Raw genomic sequence first — 18,300 nt, 5'->3', positions numbered from 1 at the left:
TCTACGGTTCAAGACCGAAAAAACAAAGAGCCAATTCCTATTGTGATCAGGAAGAATGGGACAAGTATAATCATGCACCCTGTGGTTGTTCTGTTGTATACACGGTTGTAGGCGGCTTTTTTGGGGTTTGTGAGCCAGCCGAGCCCTCGAGGCGCTTTTATACCGAGACTGTGCCGCACGACCCTTTTCAGTGAAGTTCTAGCCGCGAGTCGCTTGCTGAAAGAAGGCTTTCTGATTCCGAATTTCATTTTTTGTATTGCACCGATGGTAGCGGTCAGCGGTCATTGGCTGAATTCACAAACTCATTTTATGCATTTGTAATGTTAGGCCTATTGGCTCCAGAATTCAATACGGGGAAAATACTGATATGGGGCTATTGGGCATAGGCTTTTTTCGGATTGATCTGTAGCCGCTCAGCATCTTTCTCTTTCCTTCTTTCGCAAGCGATTTTAAAAGCCTTTTCCTTCCCGTGTTTCAAGATGGAGACCGTAGTTTTCCCGTGTTTGCCTTGAAGGGTAACCCAGCTCACCTCATATCTGTTCAATTTTTCGTTGAGCCGCACCCCTACAACCCCTTCGTTCGTCTTGCTTATGGTGACGATGTTTCTGTCTGTTCTGGGTTTGCCAATCTCCTTTTCCGTGGAGTCTCGCCAGGCGATGGCTGCAAGCAGGCTGGCGGCTCGACCGCCATGCTTTAGATCGGAAAAAAGTTTTGAATGAGTTTTCCCGTTGAATCGCACTCGCACATACCAGCCATAGGTATGCTTGGAAGATTGGTCAATTCTGGCAATATCCTTGTGTTTTTCTTCCGGATTTTTCACACAGCACTCCCTATCTTTTTCATATACCAATAGCCTGTTAGCCTAACAATATCACGCGATATTTGTGCGGGGAGCACTCACCACCGGCAGTTCCTTCCAAGAGGTCGTGTAGGATGGCGACCTCCTTCCTTGTTTATTTTTCCAAGGCCGCAGGAGTCCTGCTGCAGCACTATGCAGGGTATCTCTGCCCCATCTTCGGTTAATCTTGTCTACGGCGCTCATGAGCGATTCCTGCCCCTTTGGCGGGGCATAGAAAAGATGGCCCTGCGCGTGGCTGGCTGAAACCAGATCCATAAATACCACCCCGACCTTCTGGTAGGCGTAGCCGGGACGGAAGAGCTGCTGCAGCACCTCTGCAGCATAGTGGATCAGCTCCAGCGTTGAGGAGGTGTGGATTGGTAGGGTAACGGTCTTGCTGTTAGCATACTGCGGCTCACCTTCCCGGAATCGGTTGGTGGTGAGGTAGACCTGGACACAACCGGTCTTCATCTTCTCTGCCCGCAGCTTTTCGGCGGCAATGGCGATATAGGAGGAAAGCGCCTCCTTTAGCCAGGCAAGGTCGGTGACAGGCTGGCCAAATGATCGGGAGCTGGTGATGGACTTCCTGGGCGGGGGTATATCCTCCAGCGGCAGACAGGAAATCCCGCGCAGTTCCATGGCGGTGCGCAGGCCTGTCACGGTCAGGTGTTTGCGCAACCAGGTGTCATTGCCGTTCTTCAGGTCAAGAGCGGTGCGGATACCGCAGGCAAAGAGCTTCTGGCTCTGGCGTGGGCCAATGCCCCAAACATCCCCCACCTCAATGGTGGCCAACAGGGCATCGAGCCCCTGATCAGGTAGAACAAACACTCCGCCATGCTCCGGACGCTTCTTGGCGATCCGGTTGGCGATCTTGGCCAGAGTCTTGGTGGGGCCAAAGCCGATGGACACCGGGATGCCGACCTGTTTCTTAACCGTGGCCCGGAGATGGCGGCCGTTCTCAAGCAGCGCCACTTCGTTGGCCTGCGGAAGGCGGATAAAGGCCTCGTCGATGGAATAGACCTCCACCTCGGGCTCAAGCTGGCAGAGCACATCCATGACCCGTTGGGAAAGATCTCCATACAGGGGATAGTTGGAGGAAAAAACTTGGACCTGGTGGGCCGCGATCAGACCGCGGCATTTGAAGAAGGGTTCGCCCATCTTGATGCCCAGGGTCTTGGCCTCGTTGGACCGGGCGATGATGCAGCCGTCGTTGTTGGAAAGCACCACCACCGGCCGACCTTCGAGCCTGGGATTGAACAACCGTTCGCAGGAGACGTAGAAATTGTTACAGTCGAGCAGGGCAAAGATAGATGGCATGGGCAAGCCTACAGGGCGTGGATCACGAAGGCGACCACACCCCAGATTTCGCAGGCGGTCTCCTCCGTGAGTTCTATGGGCTGATAATCCGGATTCTCGGGCAGCAACCGCACGACGTCATTCTGCTTGAAGAGTCTCTTCACCGTGAGATCGCCGTTGACCACTGCGATGACCACCTTGTCGCTAGCTGGCTCCAGGGAGCGGTCCACTACCAGAATGTCGTCATGGTGGATGCCGGCGCCGATCATGGAGTCCCCTGCCACCCGCACAAAGAAGGTAGCGGCCGGGTGCTGGATCATGAGTTCGTTGAGATCGAGACGGCCCTGGATATAATCGTCGGCCGGAGACGGAAAGCCTGCGGACACCCCGCAGGCAAACAGGGGCCGCTTGAGGTCGATCTTCCGGTCAAAGCCGTAGATGGCAGAAATGGTGGGGGCTGTTTTCATGGCGATATGTTCTTTTTTTGACCGGTTTGATTTCATGTCCATTCCCTCACTGAGGTTCTAGACCGAAATCACTCGCTTCGCAATAGTTCAGTTTTTAGGAAGAAGATCAGGAGGCATTCGAAGAATTGGGCTCATTTTTATTATGCTTACGAGCATAATAAATTCACGATTTGAAGCGTTACGCTTCGAGGCGTAACGATAAGCCAGAAAATGACATTTTTTGTGCCTTTTCCTCGTATTTTTTCTGTATTGTGATCGGAGATCAGGTTTGATAGGGTGACCTGAACCGTTTTCGGCCAAGTGATGCAGGAAGGAATGGTAGAGCTGCGCTGGAATCGGTTCCTCGGTCAAGCGGGCGTCGAAGCGCAAACGTATCTCGCGAGAATATCGATCAAGGTGAAATCCGGTTATAAGATTTCTTGATAACACGTATTTTGTGGTGTTATCAGGTTAGCAAACAGCCTGCCTGAACGGGTTATTGTGCCAATATTTATTTAAGCCCCGGAGTTATCGGGAAAACCATATAATTACTTGTTAGAATTGAAATCTGATGAAACTTTGGCAAATAAGTAGCAGGCTCATTAAGTAAATTTATCGGGGTCCTCAAAATGCTGTTACAACATCTCTCCGTAGATCGTATTATCATCCATCAAATTTATAGACGCGATAGTGAGGGGAATAAAGTCCCTCCCTTACAAAGTCACGAGTATACAATTTTTGCTGAAGACGCCATGTTAACCTTCAAGAGTCGCGTCACAAGTGCACTTGGTCATGACTCAAAAGCGGTCCAACTGGAAATAGTGAACCAAGACCCCAACTATCTTCCAAGCCTGATTGATGGCATGGTTACTCAAGACAAACAGGCTTTTGCTGTATCCTCGTTTGACATTGCTAAAAAATTAACTGATTCACAGCACAACAGATCCATGCCAGGCGGAATAATTGTTGTCTTTAGTGGTACACAAGGACTTCAGTCAAAAAAATTCCTTGGTATTATTAAAGCAGAAGTTCATAGTGGTTATGAAAAAGAAATAAATCCAGAAACAAATGAAATTTCATTGAAATTTGTTGAAGAAATTTTACTAACTCCTGGCTCCCGTCTTTATAAGACTGCAGGCTTTTTTGAAAATAGTAATTATCAGGAGTCCACCTCTGATCTCAATAAAAAGTGGACTGTAATGGTTTCTGATTACCAAATAAACAAAACCGATGGAAAGGCAGCGGCAAAATATTTTTATTCTGACTTTCTTGGTTGCGGGTATCCACAAACCAGTGCTAGAACTACAAAACAATTTTACGAAGCTGCGAAATCTTTCATAACTAACCTGGATGTTACTCCGGCAAAAAAGAGTGATCTTTTAAATGCATTAACAACTTATTTGAAAGTCGATGCATCTTCCACGGTCAGTGCGTCAGATTTCGCTACAAGATATTTTGAGGATGTAGATATCCAAGATTTATTTTCAGAGCACATAGAAGGTGCCGGTTTACCTACTACCGCATTCACCAAGGATATTGAGCATATTAAGAGCAAACTTAAATTCAGGAGAGTAAGCTTTAAAAGTAATGTTCGCATAACAGCACCTTCAGATGTTTTCAAAAAATTAATCACCATTGAAACAATAGAAGGTGAGGTGGATGAATCTGGAAATCCTACTGAGTGGACACAAGTTCTAATAAAAGACAGGATAACCCAACAAGAATGAATGAGTCTGAATTTAGGGAAAAGTGGGAATCAGAGAAGTCTATCTACGGTGCTTGGGGGGAGTACGTCGTAAATACAATTACTCAATCACTTATTGAAAAAGGTAAAGATCTTGATATTTTCTTTAAAACACCAGCAAAATATCGCCTTAAAGATGACAAATCTCTTGTAGATAAAGCATTCTATCGCCCTGACAAGAATTACACTGATCCTTATAATCAAATTGAGGATAAAGTTGGTGCCAGATTTATTGTCCTTCTCTTAAATGATATAAAAGAAATTTGTGATGTCATAGAAGGAAACAAAGAATGGTGTTGTACAAACTGCAGGCATTTTGAGCAGGACAGAGAGAAAGATCCTCTTCTCTTCACCTACCAATCAGTCCATTATATAATTCACCCTAATAAAGAAATAGATTTAGGTGGAATTATTATCCCAATAACAACACCATGTGAAGTTCAAATAAGAACACTATTGCAACATGCACACGCAGAATTGACGCATGATGCAATATATAAAAGCAAAAGAACTGTTAAGCCAAAAGTTCATCGAACAGTTGCCAAAAGCATGGCATTGATTGAAACAACTGATGACTTCTTCTCAGAAGTAACTCAATTGCTGAATTATGGACCACTTGAAGAGTACAATGTACTAGATAAACTAGATGGCATATATTTTAGTAATACAGGAATTAAATCTCATACTCAAAAATCTTCTATTATCCTTTGGGATGTATTTGAAACTTTCATAAACGACAATCTAGTTGATAATATTCAAGAATTTCTAGTCCAAAACGACTTCCTGTCAGATCTCATTAAAAAGAAATATAGCGACAACTCTCTCTATCAACAAAGTACAATCTTGTTTGTTTACTGGATGCTACGAAAAAAGAAGAGAAGGTTGCTCCAGGATTGGCCCTTTTCAAGGGAAATACTTGAAGCATTAGCTGTTGATTTAGGGGTTAGTATTTGTGACTATTAACCTCAAACTCATTACTAGGTGGTCATCTTGCCTCATGTAAAATGAATAAAAAAAAGGCTGAACCGCTGTTTCAGGATTTCAGGTAATAGCCATCCTTTGGGCAGGATGATCTGCGGATCTGCTGCAAGGAGTAGAGCTTGATCAGGACTGGCAGAATTTGAGAAGTCAGATCACTTTTGTGAATCGACTATTTTGGAATCCTCGCTATTGAGACAAACCTCAGTTCCATTTACGTTTTGACCTAAGAGCTTAATTTTTGACAATGCATTCAGAACGGCACTCTTGAGGCTTCCTTGTTTGTCATGAACATGTTTATAGGCGTATGCGATTTTGGGCCGAAATTCCAGAGCATTGTCAAAAATACCTTTGGCTCTTGCCAGCGAATCCAAAAAGGATGGTAGCCAAACCGTCAAGTCGCAATCGTTTTCCAAGCGAAATGCAAATCCTTTGAATTTATCTGTATCTTCAAGCAGTCCTTCCGTGGAAATTTTTGCCCGTCTTTGGATTTCCAAGAGATAGCCAATTCCAAGTTCTGTTTCGACACGAGCAAGTAGCATACAACGAGATTTTCGCTTTTCTATGGGCCGGGTCGGATCTAGAAAAAGCCATTTTCGTTTTCTGAGATTCAGCCCTTTCTCTATGTTAAAATCGGAAAAAGTGAATGTGATTGGCTCAGAAGAATTACTAATGCTGCAATCACATGAGACAGACGCCACGGATTTAATCCCGTAGTTGGAATCCGTCGCCAAATTAACCAAGGCATTCCATGCATCTTTCAATGTGCCTTGGGATTCAACTTTTTCTGGAGCATGGATCGTAGCCTGATCCACATCTTCTTTTTTTCCGTGCGCTTCCCCGCCGGAACATTGATCCGCAAGATCCCGTAGAAGTGTGGAGCCCTTTTCGCGGTCACCCTGCTGATTGCGTACTATTTTGGTCACTTTTCGTCTTTTGCCCAGCCCCCCGTAAGGTGCGTCCAAGATTTCCCTGGCGTTCAACCCAGTGCCTGGCTCCTCGGAATATCTCAGAAATAGCTCTTTTTGCTCTTTGGGACGCCTTTTGACGACGCGAGGCCATGTGGTTTTGTCTCTCAATTTTTTCAGTGGGCCGGTCACCAAATTGGTATTTTGGCGGTCCAGGTATATTTCGACTCCTCCTGGATCACTCCATCTCAATATTTGCAAAGCGAGAAACCGAGTTTTGTCCTTGTCGAGCCACAGCCCCTTTACATGCAGTTGAACGGCGCCGTCATGCCATGGGCCTATTTCGGGAAATATCTGTGTGGTTCCTCTTGTATCCTGAGCACCTTCGAGTTGTCCCCAAATCGATCGTACCCGTTTTTCGGTGACAGGGTCATGACGGATATGGGCTAGGAAAATGCCATCACCGTCATAACAATGCTTGTCCATAGTGACCTGCCAGGTATCAGGTGGTGCCTCCTCCACATCTGGAACGATCAACTTGTCTATCGCAACGTCAAAGGGATTTGTGAGTAAGACTCTTTTGACATATTGCGACCGTCCATAAAGGCGCGAGAACATCACAAGGCAAGGAATGATCAGTCCAAAAGGGGTTGAGGTAAGGTGAAATGATGCGATTTTGGTGGGTAAATGGCGACTCCTATCCGGCAAAGAATAGGAAAAAGGGGGGATGATCCAAGATTTTTCACTTATTTTCCCCCATGAGGTTGCAAATTCCCATGCGTTTTCATCGAAATCGAGTTGGAATATTTCTTCTACGATATTGTTCCTATCAATTTTGTCGAGTTGACCAATTTTATTGTGGCCGCGAAATATCGTCCCCAGTGGGACTTGACCGAGATTGGTGATTCCGGCGGGATAATAAAAAAATTCGTCACCAAGGTTATTGTCGTCATGAAATTTACGGCAACAGACTTTGACTTTGGGTTCGGACTGGGCGGATTCGTTTTTTTCTAGATCACAGTACCACCAAACGACGCGGCGAATGTTGTCATCGGGGAGGCCTTCAAGGATTACTTTGGGGGAAGAACTCATAATGGATATCTCCGCAAAAGGTTGCCGGAAACACGAACGCCCCGCTGAACCAGCAGGGCGTCGCATTTATTCCTAGAATGTCGCATTAATTGATGGAAGTCACACCCGCCGCCGATCAGGCCGGCATCGGAAATAGTATGGTGCGGGGCGCGAAATGGTCTGGTGGTAATCAGGCTTCTGTCCTGAGGGATGAGCCCCATGGTGGAATAGATTTTCGTGGTTTCCAGGGCCTCGGCAAAGGAAAGATCGGGCAGGATTGAGGGGAGTCTTCGGGCCAGCATGGTTTTCCCCGAACCGGGGGGGCCGGAAAGCAGGATGTTGTGCCGTCCTGCTGCGGCAACCTCCAGCGCTCGTTTCACATGGGCGTGTCCCTTGATCTCGGAAAAATCGTTTTCCGGGGTGTCTGTCTGGCGGAACAGGTCGGCGTGGCATATGGTTATCGGGGAGAGCGGAGTCTTTCCTGCCAGGAGTTCCACCGCCTCATGCAGGGCGGCCACACTCACCGTGTCGATCCCATCCACCACGGCCCCTTCCGCGCCGTTGGCCTCGGGGACCAGGTAATAGGTCAAGCCAGCGTTCCGGGCGGCCAGGGCAATGGGCAGGATGCCCGGAGTAGGGCGCAGGCCGCCATCCAGGGAAAGCTCCCCGGTGACGCAGGTCCGGGCGAGAATTTCCGTGTTGATCAGTCCTGCGGCGGCCAAGATGCCGAGGGCGATGGGCAGGTCAAAGCCGGTGCCTGATTTCTTGAGATCGGCTGGGGCGAGGTTTACGGTGATGCGCCGATTGGGGAAATCATAGCCGCTGTTCTTGATGGCCGCCTTGACTCGGTCCTTGCTTTCCCGCACCGCGCCTTCGGCAAGACCGACAATGGTGAAGGTCGGCAGACCCATGGCGATATCAACCTCCACGTCAACGAGATGTCCGTCAACGCCCAACACTGTTCCGCTGATAACCTTGGCAAGCATGGTTGGCTCCGGGCAGGCTTCTATGTGTGGGGGCATGTGCGCCCGGGTTTTCATTGCATACGCTGGCAGATTGCAAAAAAGAGCTTACAGATAAGAGTACACAATCGGTCAGGGTTTTCCAAGGCCATGTTTTTGCATGTCCTTGGCGGCTACCCTTCGTAAAAGATGTGGCTGGTGGTGCTGGATTTCTTGGCCTGATACATGGCTTTGTCTGCCTTCTGGAGCAGGGCGTCAATCTGCTTGTCATCGTCAGGATAGATGCTGATGCCCACGCTGGCCGTGACGGTAAACCGTGTATCGTGAAAGAGGATGGGTTGGGCCAGGGCGTCGGTGATTTTTTTTACTATAGTGTTCACTGCGGTTTTGCTGGAAATATCATGGAGAATCACTACGAATTCATCACCGCCCATGCGGGCGACCGTGTCGGAGTCGCGCAACAGACCGCGCAGCCTGGAGGAAACCTCTATGAGGACCGCGTCTCCGGCCAGGTGCCCGTGTGCATCATTGATCTGCTTGAATTTGTCCAGATCCACATAGAGGAGGGCGATTTTTTTGCGGTGCCGCTGGCTTAAAATCATGGCCTGGGCCAGGCGATCCGGGAAAATATGCCTGTTGATCAGGCCGGTGAGGGGGTCATGATGGGCCAGGTGGGCAATGTGATCCTGGGCTTGTCTTTTTTGTGCGGCCAGGGCGAACAGGGAGGCGAAGTGCTCAACGATGTCGAGATCCCGTTTTTCATAATTGCGGCGGCTGTCCGCCATGGTGATGAGGCCAAGGAGCTCGTTATTGAACATGGCCGGAACCGCCAAAAGACGGGTAAGCGAGGCCGGACCGTCAGAAATTCCTTTTGCCCGGTAGTCGGCGGGTGGCGAGTTTGACAGAATACCGGTCTTGTTTTCCAGGACCCAGTTGACCAGGCCTTGAGGGGTGTGCACCAAGGCGCCGTCTTCCTCGTGCATGGCGCATAGGGACTGAATCTCCGGGGAAAAAGCTACGGCTTGCAGGTTGTTTGTTTTTGGGTCTACCAAGTCGATAATTCCGTCTTTGCTGCCGGTCAGAGCCAGAATCTCTTCCAGTAGGGCGGCGGAAATGTCCTTCAGGGAATCGGAGGAGATAATCATTTTGGAAATTTTGGCCACGGCCTCGTTCATGGCCGATTCGATGGCCAGCTTGTCTTCCGCCTGTTTTCTGGCGGTGACATCCTGAAAGATGGCGACAACCTCGTCGGATGGCAGCTTGTACACATAGTTTTCTCGCCAGCCGACCTGGCGGTTGTCCTTATACAGTGAAATCGGGAGATGTTCCGGCCTGCCGGTTTGCCAGACCCGTTGCAGAACGGCAAGAAGGCCTAACTCCTTTGCCCCGGGGAAGACCTCGAGGAGTGATCTGCCGATTACCTGGTCTTTGCGTATTTTATTGATGCGTTCCGCGGCCCGGTTGAAATCGACAAAAATAAAATCACTGGCTCCGAGATTTTTTGCCTCGTAAACCGCGACCCCGGAACTCATGTTGTTGAACAGCTCCCGGAAGCGTGTTTCATTGGCCAGCAAGGCATGTTCCGCCTCGTACCGTTCGCTGATGTCCTTGGCAATCAGGATGATAGTGGGCTGGTCGTTCTGACGGAGTTCCAGGAAATGCAGGGCGACATGTTTGCCGCTTAACAGGGTGGGAGGATCGTCTTCGATGAGCTGGGGCAAACGTTCGGGGTGGGCCAGCAGGCTGGCAATCTTTTCCTGTTCATCCTCGGCGAAAAGCGAGGCAAGGTTTGCGGCCAGTAGTTTTTCCTCGGCAAGGTTGCACAGGGCCAGGGCGGCCAGATTGACGAAGATTATGGTGCCGTCCGGGGTCAGCTCGAAAACCGCCTCGGACATGTTGTTGATGATGGCTTCGAAATGGTTTTTTGAGGAAAGCAGTTCCTTGGTGATGGTCCGGTACTGGATGTCTTCCAGATTTGCCACAGGCTCAAGGCTTTCAGAGGAGTGATCCGCCAGATGGTGGATCACTTCAAGAACGTGTTTCTGGATGGATTTGATGGAGCCCTTGGCGATGCAGGTATTGGCGCCGAACTGTTTGTAGTCGACGTTATCCTCCGCGGCAATGGCGGAAAGGATGACGATGAAAAGTTCGGCAAACCGGGGGATGCTGCGGATAATCCGGCAGAGCTTGTCGCCGCCGATGTTGGGCATGACCAGATCGACAAAGATGACGTCCGGCGTGTAGACCTCCAGCACGCTGAGGGCCGCCAGGCCATCGCTGGCCGTCATCACCTCGTGGCCTTCCTTTTCCAGGAAATTGGCCAGGAGTTTGAGGATCATCGGGTGGTTGTCCACCAGGAGAATTTTTAAGGTCATGGCCCCCCAGCCTTGGAGTTATTGCGGCAACTCTCTATTGTGTATGTGTAAATGTTTTGCCTGTCAACGGATATCGTCCGTTGGTCAACCGATGATCCAGATCGCCACCTCTTCGGCCATGAGCAGTACTCGGTCCGAAACACCCCGGAAGATGCCTTTGCTGACCTCCTCTCCTCGGCGGCCCATGACGATGGTGCCGAAATCATCGATCAGCGCCTGGCGAAGAATCTGGCGGCTGGGGTCGATACCCATGAAGGTTTCCAGCCAGAAGATGCGCTCCGGTGGAAAGCCGCTGTCAATGAGGAGTTGTTTGGGCGCATGGAAAAGGCTGTCTTCCCTGCGCAGATGCTCTTCGCACCACGCTTCGCCCCAGATGGCGTAAAAATCCTTGGGCTCGATCTTGGGATGGCTGCCCAGCAGGGCTTTTGAGTAAAAGAGGGTTATTTCGGCGCAGGGGTTGCCGGCAAGGATAAAGCCGAGATGGTCAATGGCCTTCAGGGAATGGCAGGTGCCGTCCACCGGCACCAGGAATTTACAGGAGTTGACTTGGCCATCAATGATCCACAGGGGGACATCATGGCATTTTTCCAGGATGGTTGCGGAAACACTGCCCATGATCATCTCCTCCAGTTTGCCGATGCCCCGGCGGCCGATGAGCAGGGCGTCGTATTTCCCCTGGCGCGCCTCCTGGATGATGTCGAGGGCCACGCTTCGCTGGGAAAGCCGGACAGAGGTGTGCACCTGTTCTTCGGCAATGCCAAGCCGCTTGAGGGTGTCGGTGGCCTGGAGCATGTATTTTTTCTGGACGGCCAGCAGGTTGCGGGTGGCCGGGCTTACGGTATTGAGCAGCTCCGCTTCGGTGAGCCAGTCTTTGGCTGCGGAACCAGCGCCGCTTGCCGGGACAAGGGAAAGAAGGTGGAAATGGATGTCTGGGAGCTGCTGGAAAAGCTGGCCGAGGTAGCGGAGGGAATGGGTGCTGTATGGTGAGCCGTCAACGGCGATGAGGATTTTTTTCAACATGCGTGGCCTCCTTGTGCCTGGTCCTGAATAAAGGGTACCAAACCTGGCTGGTCGAGGCAATCGCTATGGAGAAAAAAACGGGATGGGGAAGGCCATCAATCAAGATCGTTGTGGTAGCTGCACGGCGCGCCGAGATAATTTGTCAAGGTGACACTCTTGCCAAGGCTGGTGAGGTAGCTGGGGGTAAGTGGAATCTTGCCCGCGCCGCCCGGTGCGTCAATGGCGAAGGTCGGCACGGCCAGGCCGGAGGTGTGGCCGATTAGGGATTGCATGATCCCCAGGCCCGTCTCCACTCGGGTCCTGAAGTGGTTGGTGCCCCGGGTCATGTCTGCCTGGAAAAGATAGTATGGCTTTACCCGGATCATGAGCAGTCCGTGCATGAGCTTGGTAATGGTCGCGGCGTTGTCGTTGACGCCCCTGAGCAGGACGGTCTGGTTGCCCAGAGGGATTCCGGCCCCGGCCAGACGGGCGCAGGCCTTGGCCGCCTCGGGCGTTATCTCGTCGGGGTGGTTGAAATGGGTATTGATGTAGAGCGGGTGATACCGCTTGAGGATACCGGCCAGTCGGGTGGTGATCCGCATGGGCAGGGTGCAGGGAACCCGGCTGCCGATGCGGATGATCTGGATCGAGGGGATGGCCCGCAGGTTGTCCAGCAGCCAGGCCAGGGTCTCGTCGCTCAAGAGCAGCGGATCGCCGCCGGAGATGAGGACATCGCGGATCTGTTTGTTTTTGCGGAGATAGGCAAAGGCGGCTTCCATGGTTTCCCGGTTGACGAGCATGCGGCTGGTGCCCACCTTTCTTTTTCTGGTACAGAACCGGCAGTACATGGCGCATTGACTGGCCACCAGAAAGAGAACGCGGTCCGGGTAGGTGTGGACCAGATTCGGCACCGGCGAGCGGTTTTCCTCGTCCAGGGGATCGGCAAGGCAGATTTCGTCTTCAAGTTCCAGCGGGTCGGGAACGGCCTGCCGCCAGAGGGGATCACCCGGACCCTTGATCAGCCCGAGGTAATAGGGGTTGATCCGCATGGGGAACTGTTCGGTCACGGTTTTCAGAACCGAACAATCGCAGTCGAAATGGCGGCCCAGCTGTTCGGGGGTGGTTATGCTGCGGGCCAGCAGGTTGTTCCAGTGTGTCATCGTTACAATCCGGTAAAAAAGGAGAAGAAAACAGCGGCACAAAGCTTACCCAAGATCGGGCGGCGGTGCAATGGGCCTTTACCGCAAAGACGGGGCCGCTTCAAGATATTTTGCGCATGCTTCCGGTTGTGTTTTAAAAAAACCGGCAGGAGAAAAAAACTGGTCAGGATGGAGGCGGAAGTGGTAAAAAATGAAGTTGGTCTTGCCGCCAGAAAACGATGGTCGTGTTTCTTGAATGCAACGCAGCCAAACCTCAGCCCAGGTAGCGTATCCATGCCGCAAAACAGCTTCCGCTTTCAGTATGATCCCTATGGCAACACCAAGGTGATTGAGGTCTTCAGTCGCTGGCTCGGGGTGTATGACAACCAGTTCACCAACAAGGGCACCGCCTTTACCAGGGAGGAGCGGGAGCAGCTCCAGCTGGAAGGCACCCTGCCTCCCAGCGTCCGCACCCTGGAGCAGCAGGTGGACAACTGTCTGGAAGTGTTGGCGGGTAAACCCAGCGACCTGGAGCAGTTTGTCTATCTGCGCTCCCTCTACGACCGGAATGTGACCCTGGCCCATGCCGTTATCGCCAGCGATATTGAGCGCTTCATGCGGATCATTTATACGCCCACGGTGGGCGAGGCGTGCCGACAGTATTCTTCCATGTTCCGCAAGGCAAACGGGCTGCATTTTTTCCCGGGCAACATTGACCGGGCCGAGGAGATTCTGGGCCGGTTCAAATCCAGACAGATTCGGGTGGCGGTGGTCACCGACAATCAGGGCATTCTCGGCATCGGCGATCAGGGAGTGGGCGGAATCTCCATCTGTCTTGGCAAGCTTATGCTCTACACCCAGGGAGCCGGGGTGGCGCCTTGGCATTGTCTGCCCATTTCCCTTGATGTGGGGACGGACAACGCCGCGCTCTTGAACGATCCGAACTATCTTGGCTGGTGGCATCCCCGTTTGGTCGGGGATGAGTATCTCGACTTTGTTCGGCGGTTTGCCAAGGCGTTCAAGGCGGTGTTTCCCCATGCCCTTTGCCAGTGGGAGGATTTTTCCAAGCAGAAGGCCTTTGCCATCCGCGATACCTATCTGCATGATCTTGTCTCTTTCAATGACGATATTCAGGGCACCGGGGCCGTGGTTCTGGCGGCGTTGCTCTCCGCCATGAAGATCAAGAAGGAATCACTTGCCAAACAGGTTTATCTGATTTATGGCGCCGGTGCGGGCGGGGTCGGCATTGCCGAACAGCTCGAGACCGCGCTTATTGAGGCCGGACTCGGCCCGGAAGAGGCGCGAGCCCGGATTTTCACCGTGGACAGTAAAGGGCTGGTGACCACCGAGCGCGAGCTTGCACCATACAAGCGGAAATTTGCCAAGGACCCGGCAGCCCTGGACTGGTACGCGGCGAAAACGGACGGCAGCCTGTTGAACGTGATCCAGAAGGCTCGGGTTACGGTGTTGATCGGTACCTCGGGTCAGCCCGGCGCTTTCAGCAGATATATTGTCCAAGCCATGCAGGGCAACAGCCGACGGCCTGTTATTCTGCCGCTCAGCAATCCCACGGCCCAGGCCGAGGCGGTGCCCGCCGATATCCATAAATGGACCTCCGGCAGCGCCCTGGTCGCCACGGGCAGCCCCTTTGAGCCGGTAGTTGTCGGAGGAATGCCGGTCAGGGTCGGGCAGTGCAATAATGTTTTTATCTTTCCGGGGGTGGGTCTGGGAGTCATGGCCTCAGGCGCGCAGGAGGTGCTGCCCCAGTTTTTTACCGCCGCGGCCCAGGCAGTGGCCGGGCAGGTGGAGGCGGCGGATCTCAAGAAAGGCATTCTTCTGCCCTCGGTGGCCCGGCTGCGCGAGGTAAGTCTGGCCGTGGCCTTGGCCGTGGGGGAAACGGCCATCGGCCGGGGGGTAGCCAAGCCCTGCGTGTACAGCACCTACCAGCATGATTACAAGCGGGAACGGTTGCAGCGCCTGGTGGAGATGATGGGCTGGCAGCCCAGGTATCTGCCGCTTGTGCCCCGGTGATTCCGGAGCACAAGCTCAGAGAAGGCCTTTTTCTTTCCAGAACTTGATGGCGCCGGGATGCATGGGAATGACAACCCCCCTGGCGCCGGAGCGCCGGGTCATATCTTTCAGGGCGGGAACTTTTCGCCCCATGTGGCGCAACCCTTTTTTGTCGTAGATGGTGGTAAGCAAGCGGTAGACCACCTCGTCCGGCACCTCGGCGCCGGCGACCAAGAGGGTGGAGTCCTGGAAGGAAGGGGTATTGTGGTTTACCCCCCGATAGGTCCCGGCAGGCAGGGTGCGGGGAGTGAAGTAGGGGTATTTCTTGTAGAAGCCGCTGGCCCTGGCTTCGGCATCGAGATTGAGAAGATCGATCTTGCCGATTCTGGCTGCCATGGTAATGGCGCTATTTGGGAAAGCGGTAAACAACCAGAAGGCATCGAGTTGTTTGTTGGTAAAGGCCAGGGCAACCTCGTTGTAGCCGATATGGACGGGGATGATGGCGTCCCAGACCCCCAGATGTCTGAAGAAAAGTTCGCAGTTGGCAAAGGCTCCTGAGCCGGGGCTGCCGACCCCCACCCTTTTTCCTTTGAGATCCTTGATACTCTTTATTCCCGAGCCCTTGCGCACCACGAGCTGGGCTGGGGCGCCGTAGAGGGAGGCCACGGCCAGGACCTTGTCATAGGTGTTGCTGTCGTCTTGCAGCAGCCCGTTACGGCCAAGGTAGGCATGGCCGGAGTAAACCAGGCTGAAATCGGCTTGGCCGGTATGGATTTCGCGCAGGTTTTCCAGGGAGCCTGCGGACGGCTGGGCTCTGACGCCCAAGGCAGAGAGGGCTTTGCTCCCTGGGTAGGTCTCGATGGCTTCGGCCACCTGCTGGAAGGTGCCCCCGGCCGGACCGCCCAGAAACACCATGTTTTTTTGAAGGGCAAGGACTGGCGGGGCAGAGGAAAGAACTAGGAGCAGTGCCACAGAGAAGATGAGCAGTGCGAGGCGGGTAGTTTTTTTTGCCATGGGAAGGTTCTCTGTTGAGAAGTTGAGCGTCTCGGTAACCTCGGCTCGGCCAGGGTGTGCTCGTCAAAGAGTTGCACCGATGCACGTCGGTCCTATTATCCTGTGAAAAGAGTACTGCTCTTTTTTGGCCGGCGCAATATAGATAGTCTGGTAAAAAAAGGAAAAAGCCCACAGGCCCGTAAGACAAGAACAAAAAAGGACAAAGTAATATCGGTGGCCAACACTCCGTGAGAAAACGATTGGGAGATATAAATGAGTGTTTTTGAAATTGCCATGCTGATCTGTTTCGGCGCGGCCTGGCCCTTTTCCCTGTGTCGATCCTACCGGTCTCGGACCAATGCCGGCAAGAGCCTCTTCTTTTTGGGCGTGGTTTTCCTGGGGTATGTTTCCGGAATCCTGCACAAGATATTTTTCAGCCCTGATCCGGTGATCGGGCTGTATATCCTGAACGGGATCATGGTGGCGGGGGATATTTTGCTGTACTTCCGGAACCGGAGGATTGACCGCGCCGGTGTATGAACGGCGGAGTCAGGAGCCAGAGGGAAAATCCGTCTTCCTCAGTTACAGCTCCAGCTGGACGCCAACCTCGATGACCTGGTCCGAGGGGATGTCGAAAAACGCCGCGGCATCCATGGCGTTGCGCGCCAGAAAGAGGAAGAGGTGCGAGCGCCAGCGCCACATCTCCGGGTGTTCGCTGATGGAGAGTTTTTCCCGGCCCAGGAAAAAACTGGCCTCTTTCATATCCAGATTCACCCCCTTGCTGCGGGACAGGGCGAAGATGGTGTCAATCTTCGGTTCTTCCATGAAGCCGTAGTGGGCAATGATGCGGTAGAGGCCCGCGCCCAGTTTTTCGGCCTCGATTTTCTCGAAATTCGGCACCCGGGGAATCTCCTCGGTACGGATGTTGAGAAAAACCACCTCGGAGTGCAGAATCTTGTTGTGCTTCAGATTGTGCATCAGCGCGGCGGGCACAATATCGTGGCCTCGGGTCAGGAACACGGCCTGGCCGTTGATCCGTTGCGGGGGATTGTTTGCCAGCATCTCCTTGAATTCTTCCAGTCTCGGGGTCAGGCTCCGCATTTTCTTGCCAAGGATTTCGCGGCCCTGTTCCCAGGTCAGCATGATGAGGAAAAAGAAGCCGCCAATGGCCAGGGCGAACCAGGCGCCGTGGAAGATCTTGCTCATGTTCGCCCCGAAGAAGGGGAGATCAACCACAAAGAAAAGGGCGGAGAGAAGCCCGGCTGCCAGCGGGTTCCATTTCCAGCGCTTGCTGGCGACCACAAAAAAGAGGGTGGTGGTGATCAGCATGGTCGCGCTCACGGCCACGCCATAGGCGGCGGCCAGCTTGCTTGACGATTGAAAGCCCAGGACCAGACCGATGGTGCAGAGCATCAGAGCCCAGTTCACTGGGCCCACATAAATCTGGCCGATGTGGGCGGACGAGGTGTGGGTGATCCGCATTCGGGGAAGGTATCCCAGTTGAATCGCCTGGCGGGTGAGGGAAAAAGAACCGGTGATTACGGCCTGGGAGGCGATGATGGTGGCACAAGTGGCCAGGAGCACCATGGGGATCATGGCCCAGTCCGGGACCAGGGCGTAGAACGGGTGATACGCTTCTTCCGGCCTGACAAGCAAGAGGGCGCCCTGGCCAAAATAGTTGAGAATCAGCGCCGGAAAGGCAACCAGGAACCAGACCAGCTGGATGGGCCGTTTGCCGAAGTGACCCATGTCGGCATAGATTGCCTCGGCCCCGGTGACCGCCAGGAAAACCGCGCCCAGCACGATGAAGCCGTGCATTCTGTTTTCGAGAAGAAAGTTGATGCCGTGCCAGGGAAAGACGGCGGCCAGAACCTGCGGGCAGCGTATGATCTGGGCAATGCCGAGAACTGCAAGCACGAAGAACCAGAGAAGCATGATCGGCCCGAACAGGCGGCCCACCTTGGCGGTGCCCCGCTTTTGCAGAAGAAACAGCCCGGCCAGAATGATAATGGTGGCCGGGATGACATAAGACTCCAGCAGCGGGGTGATGTTGTACACCCCTTCCACCGCGCTGAGCACCGAGATGGCCGGGGTGATCATGCCGTCGCCATACATCAGGCAGGCGGCAAAGAGCCCGATCCCTACCAGGGCCCATTGGGGGGTGCGCGACTTGACGTTTTTCGGTTTGATCAGGGCGGTAAGGGCCAGGACTCCGCCTTCGCCTTCGTTATCCGCTCGGAGGATGAAGCCGAGATATTTGACGCTGACAATGAGCAGCAGCGCCCAAAAGATGAGGGATAATACGCCAAGCACATTGTCGGCAGAGGCCGTGATGCCATACTCGCCATGGAAACATTCCCGCATGGCGTAGAGGGGGCTGGTGCCGATGTCGCCAAAAACAACGCCCAGGGCCGCAAGCGACAGAACAGTTAGTCTTTTGCCGTGTATTTCTTTGGAGGGGATGCTCATGCCGCACTCTTCCTTTGCTTATCAATAAACCGCCACTATTGGCGATTGTCCGCAAAAGAGCAACAAAAAAAA

15 protein-coding genes are annotated in these 18,300 nt (G+C 52.9%); 4 read left to right on the top strand and 11 right to left on the bottom strand.

The window, feature by feature from the left end; all coding sequences use genetic code 11:
- Nucleotides 1-8: 8 nt before the first annotated feature.
- The 4 genes from ACZ46D_RS06800 to ACZ46D_RS06785 form a co-directional block, all read right to left on the bottom strand.
- On the bottom strand, nucleotides 9-248 hold the full coding sequence (locus tag ACZ46D_RS06800; RefSeq protein ID WP_464926701.1) for a hypothetical protein: 240 nt from the start codon (nucleotides 246-248) through the stop codon (nucleotides 9-11).
- A 125-nt stretch (nucleotides 249-373) separates the two neighbouring features.
- The gene (locus ACZ46D_RS06795) at nucleotides 374-850 is read right to left on the bottom strand and encodes an AP2/ERF family transcription factor (RefSeq protein WP_464926700.1); all 477 of its coding nucleotides are present in this window, start codon (nucleotides 848-850) and stop codon (nucleotides 374-376) included.
- A gap of 21 nt (nucleotides 851-871) precedes the next feature.
- The gene (locus ACZ46D_RS06790) at nucleotides 872-2,155 is read right to left on the bottom strand and encodes a Y-family DNA polymerase (RefSeq protein ID WP_464926699.1); all 1,284 of its coding nucleotides are present in this window, start codon (nucleotides 2,153-2,155) and stop codon (nucleotides 872-874) included.
- Between the two features lie 8 nt (nucleotides 2,156-2,163).
- Nucleotides 2,164-2,601: a LexA family protein gene (locus ACZ46D_RS06785; RefSeq protein ID WP_464929262.1), complete on the bottom strand. Its 438-nt coding sequence runs from the start codon at nucleotides 2,599-2,601 to the stop codon at nucleotides 2,164-2,166.
- A gap of 608 nt (nucleotides 2,602-3,209) precedes the next feature.
- Between ACZ46D_RS06785 and ACZ46D_RS06780 the strand changes: the two genes are divergently transcribed.
- Both ACZ46D_RS06780 and ACZ46D_RS06775 read left to right on the top strand, forming a co-directional pair.
- On the top strand, nucleotides 3,210-4,307 hold the full coding sequence (locus ACZ46D_RS06780; protein WP_464926698.1) for a nucleoid-associated protein: 1,098 nt from the start codon (nucleotides 3,210-3,212) through the stop codon (nucleotides 4,305-4,307).
- Nucleotides 4,304-5,287 (top strand): GTP pyrophosphokinase, encoded by a 984-nt coding sequence (locus ACZ46D_RS06775; protein WP_464926697.1) that lies wholly within the window; start codon nucleotides 4,304-4,306, stop codon nucleotides 5,285-5,287. Before ACZ46D_RS06780 ends, ACZ46D_RS06775 begins: the two co-directional genes overlap by 4 nt.
- Before the next feature lie 170 nt (nucleotides 5,288-5,457).
- Here the strand turns inward: ACZ46D_RS06775 and ACZ46D_RS06770 are convergent, their stop codons facing one another.
- The 5 genes from ACZ46D_RS06770 to ACZ46D_RS06750 form a co-directional block, all read right to left on the bottom strand.
- Nucleotides 5,458-7,302: a hypothetical protein gene (locus ACZ46D_RS06770; protein WP_464926696.1), complete on the bottom strand. Its 1,845-nt coding sequence runs from the start codon at nucleotides 7,300-7,302 to the stop codon at nucleotides 5,458-5,460.
- Entirely contained in the window at nucleotides 7,299-8,303 is a 1,005-nt protein-coding gene (locus ACZ46D_RS06765; protein WP_464926695.1) for a YifB family Mg chelatase-like AAA ATPase, read from the bottom strand. The genes ACZ46D_RS06770 and ACZ46D_RS06765 overlap by 4 nt, the downstream gene beginning before the upstream one ends.
- A 113-nt stretch (nucleotides 8,304-8,416) precedes the next feature.
- A complete protein-coding gene (locus tag ACZ46D_RS06760) occupies nucleotides 8,417-10,618 on the bottom strand; it encodes a diguanylate cyclase domain-containing protein (RefSeq protein ID WP_464926694.1) in 2,202 nt (733 codons plus the stop codon).
- Nucleotides 10,619-10,702: 84 nt separating this feature from the next.
- Nucleotides 10,703-11,638, bottom strand: coding sequence for a universal stress protein (locus ACZ46D_RS06755; RefSeq protein WP_464926693.1), 936 nt, complete (start codon nucleotides 11,636-11,638; stop codon nucleotides 10,703-10,705).
- A 95-nt stretch (nucleotides 11,639-11,733) separates the two neighbouring features.
- Nucleotides 11,734-12,777, bottom strand: coding sequence for a KamA family radical SAM protein (locus ACZ46D_RS06750; protein WP_464926692.1), 1,044 nt, complete (start codon nucleotides 12,775-12,777; stop codon nucleotides 11,734-11,736).
- A gap of 273 nt (nucleotides 12,778-13,050) precedes the next feature.
- Between ACZ46D_RS06750 and ACZ46D_RS06745 the strand changes: the two genes are divergently transcribed.
- Complete coding sequence (locus ACZ46D_RS06745; RefSeq protein ID WP_464926691.1) at nucleotides 13,051-14,787, top strand: NAD-dependent malic enzyme; 1,737 nt, start codon at nucleotides 13,051-13,053, stop codon at nucleotides 14,785-14,787.
- 15 nt (nucleotides 14,788-14,802) lie between these two features.
- On the opposite strand, the gene ACZ46D_RS06740 is transcribed toward ACZ46D_RS06745, so the two are convergent.
- The gene (locus ACZ46D_RS06740; RefSeq protein WP_464926690.1) at nucleotides 14,803-15,780 is read right to left on the bottom strand and encodes a TAXI family TRAP transporter solute-binding subunit; all 978 of its coding nucleotides are present in this window, start codon (nucleotides 15,778-15,780) and stop codon (nucleotides 14,803-14,805) included.
- 252 nt (nucleotides 15,781-16,032) lie between these two features.
- On the opposite strand from ACZ46D_RS06740, the gene ACZ46D_RS06735 reads away from it, so the two are divergent.
- Nucleotides 16,033-16,299, top strand: coding sequence for a hypothetical protein (locus tag ACZ46D_RS06735; RefSeq protein WP_464926689.1), 267 nt, complete (start codon nucleotides 16,033-16,035; stop codon nucleotides 16,297-16,299).
- Nucleotides 16,300-16,341: 42 nt separating this feature from the next.
- Here ACZ46D_RS06735 and ACZ46D_RS06730 read toward each other — a convergent pair whose 3' ends face one another.
- Nucleotides 16,342-18,228: a potassium transporter Kup gene (locus tag ACZ46D_RS06730; protein ID WP_464926688.1), complete on the bottom strand. Its 1,887-nt coding sequence runs from the start codon at nucleotides 18,226-18,228 to the stop codon at nucleotides 16,342-16,344.
- Nucleotides 18,229-18,300: the final 72 nt, after the last annotated feature.

The organism is Thiovibrio sp. Mzg5 (assembly GCF_055379285.1).
The sequence above is the reverse complement of the archived record's forward strand: the minus strand, read 5'-3'. Positions and strand labels throughout refer to the sequence as shown.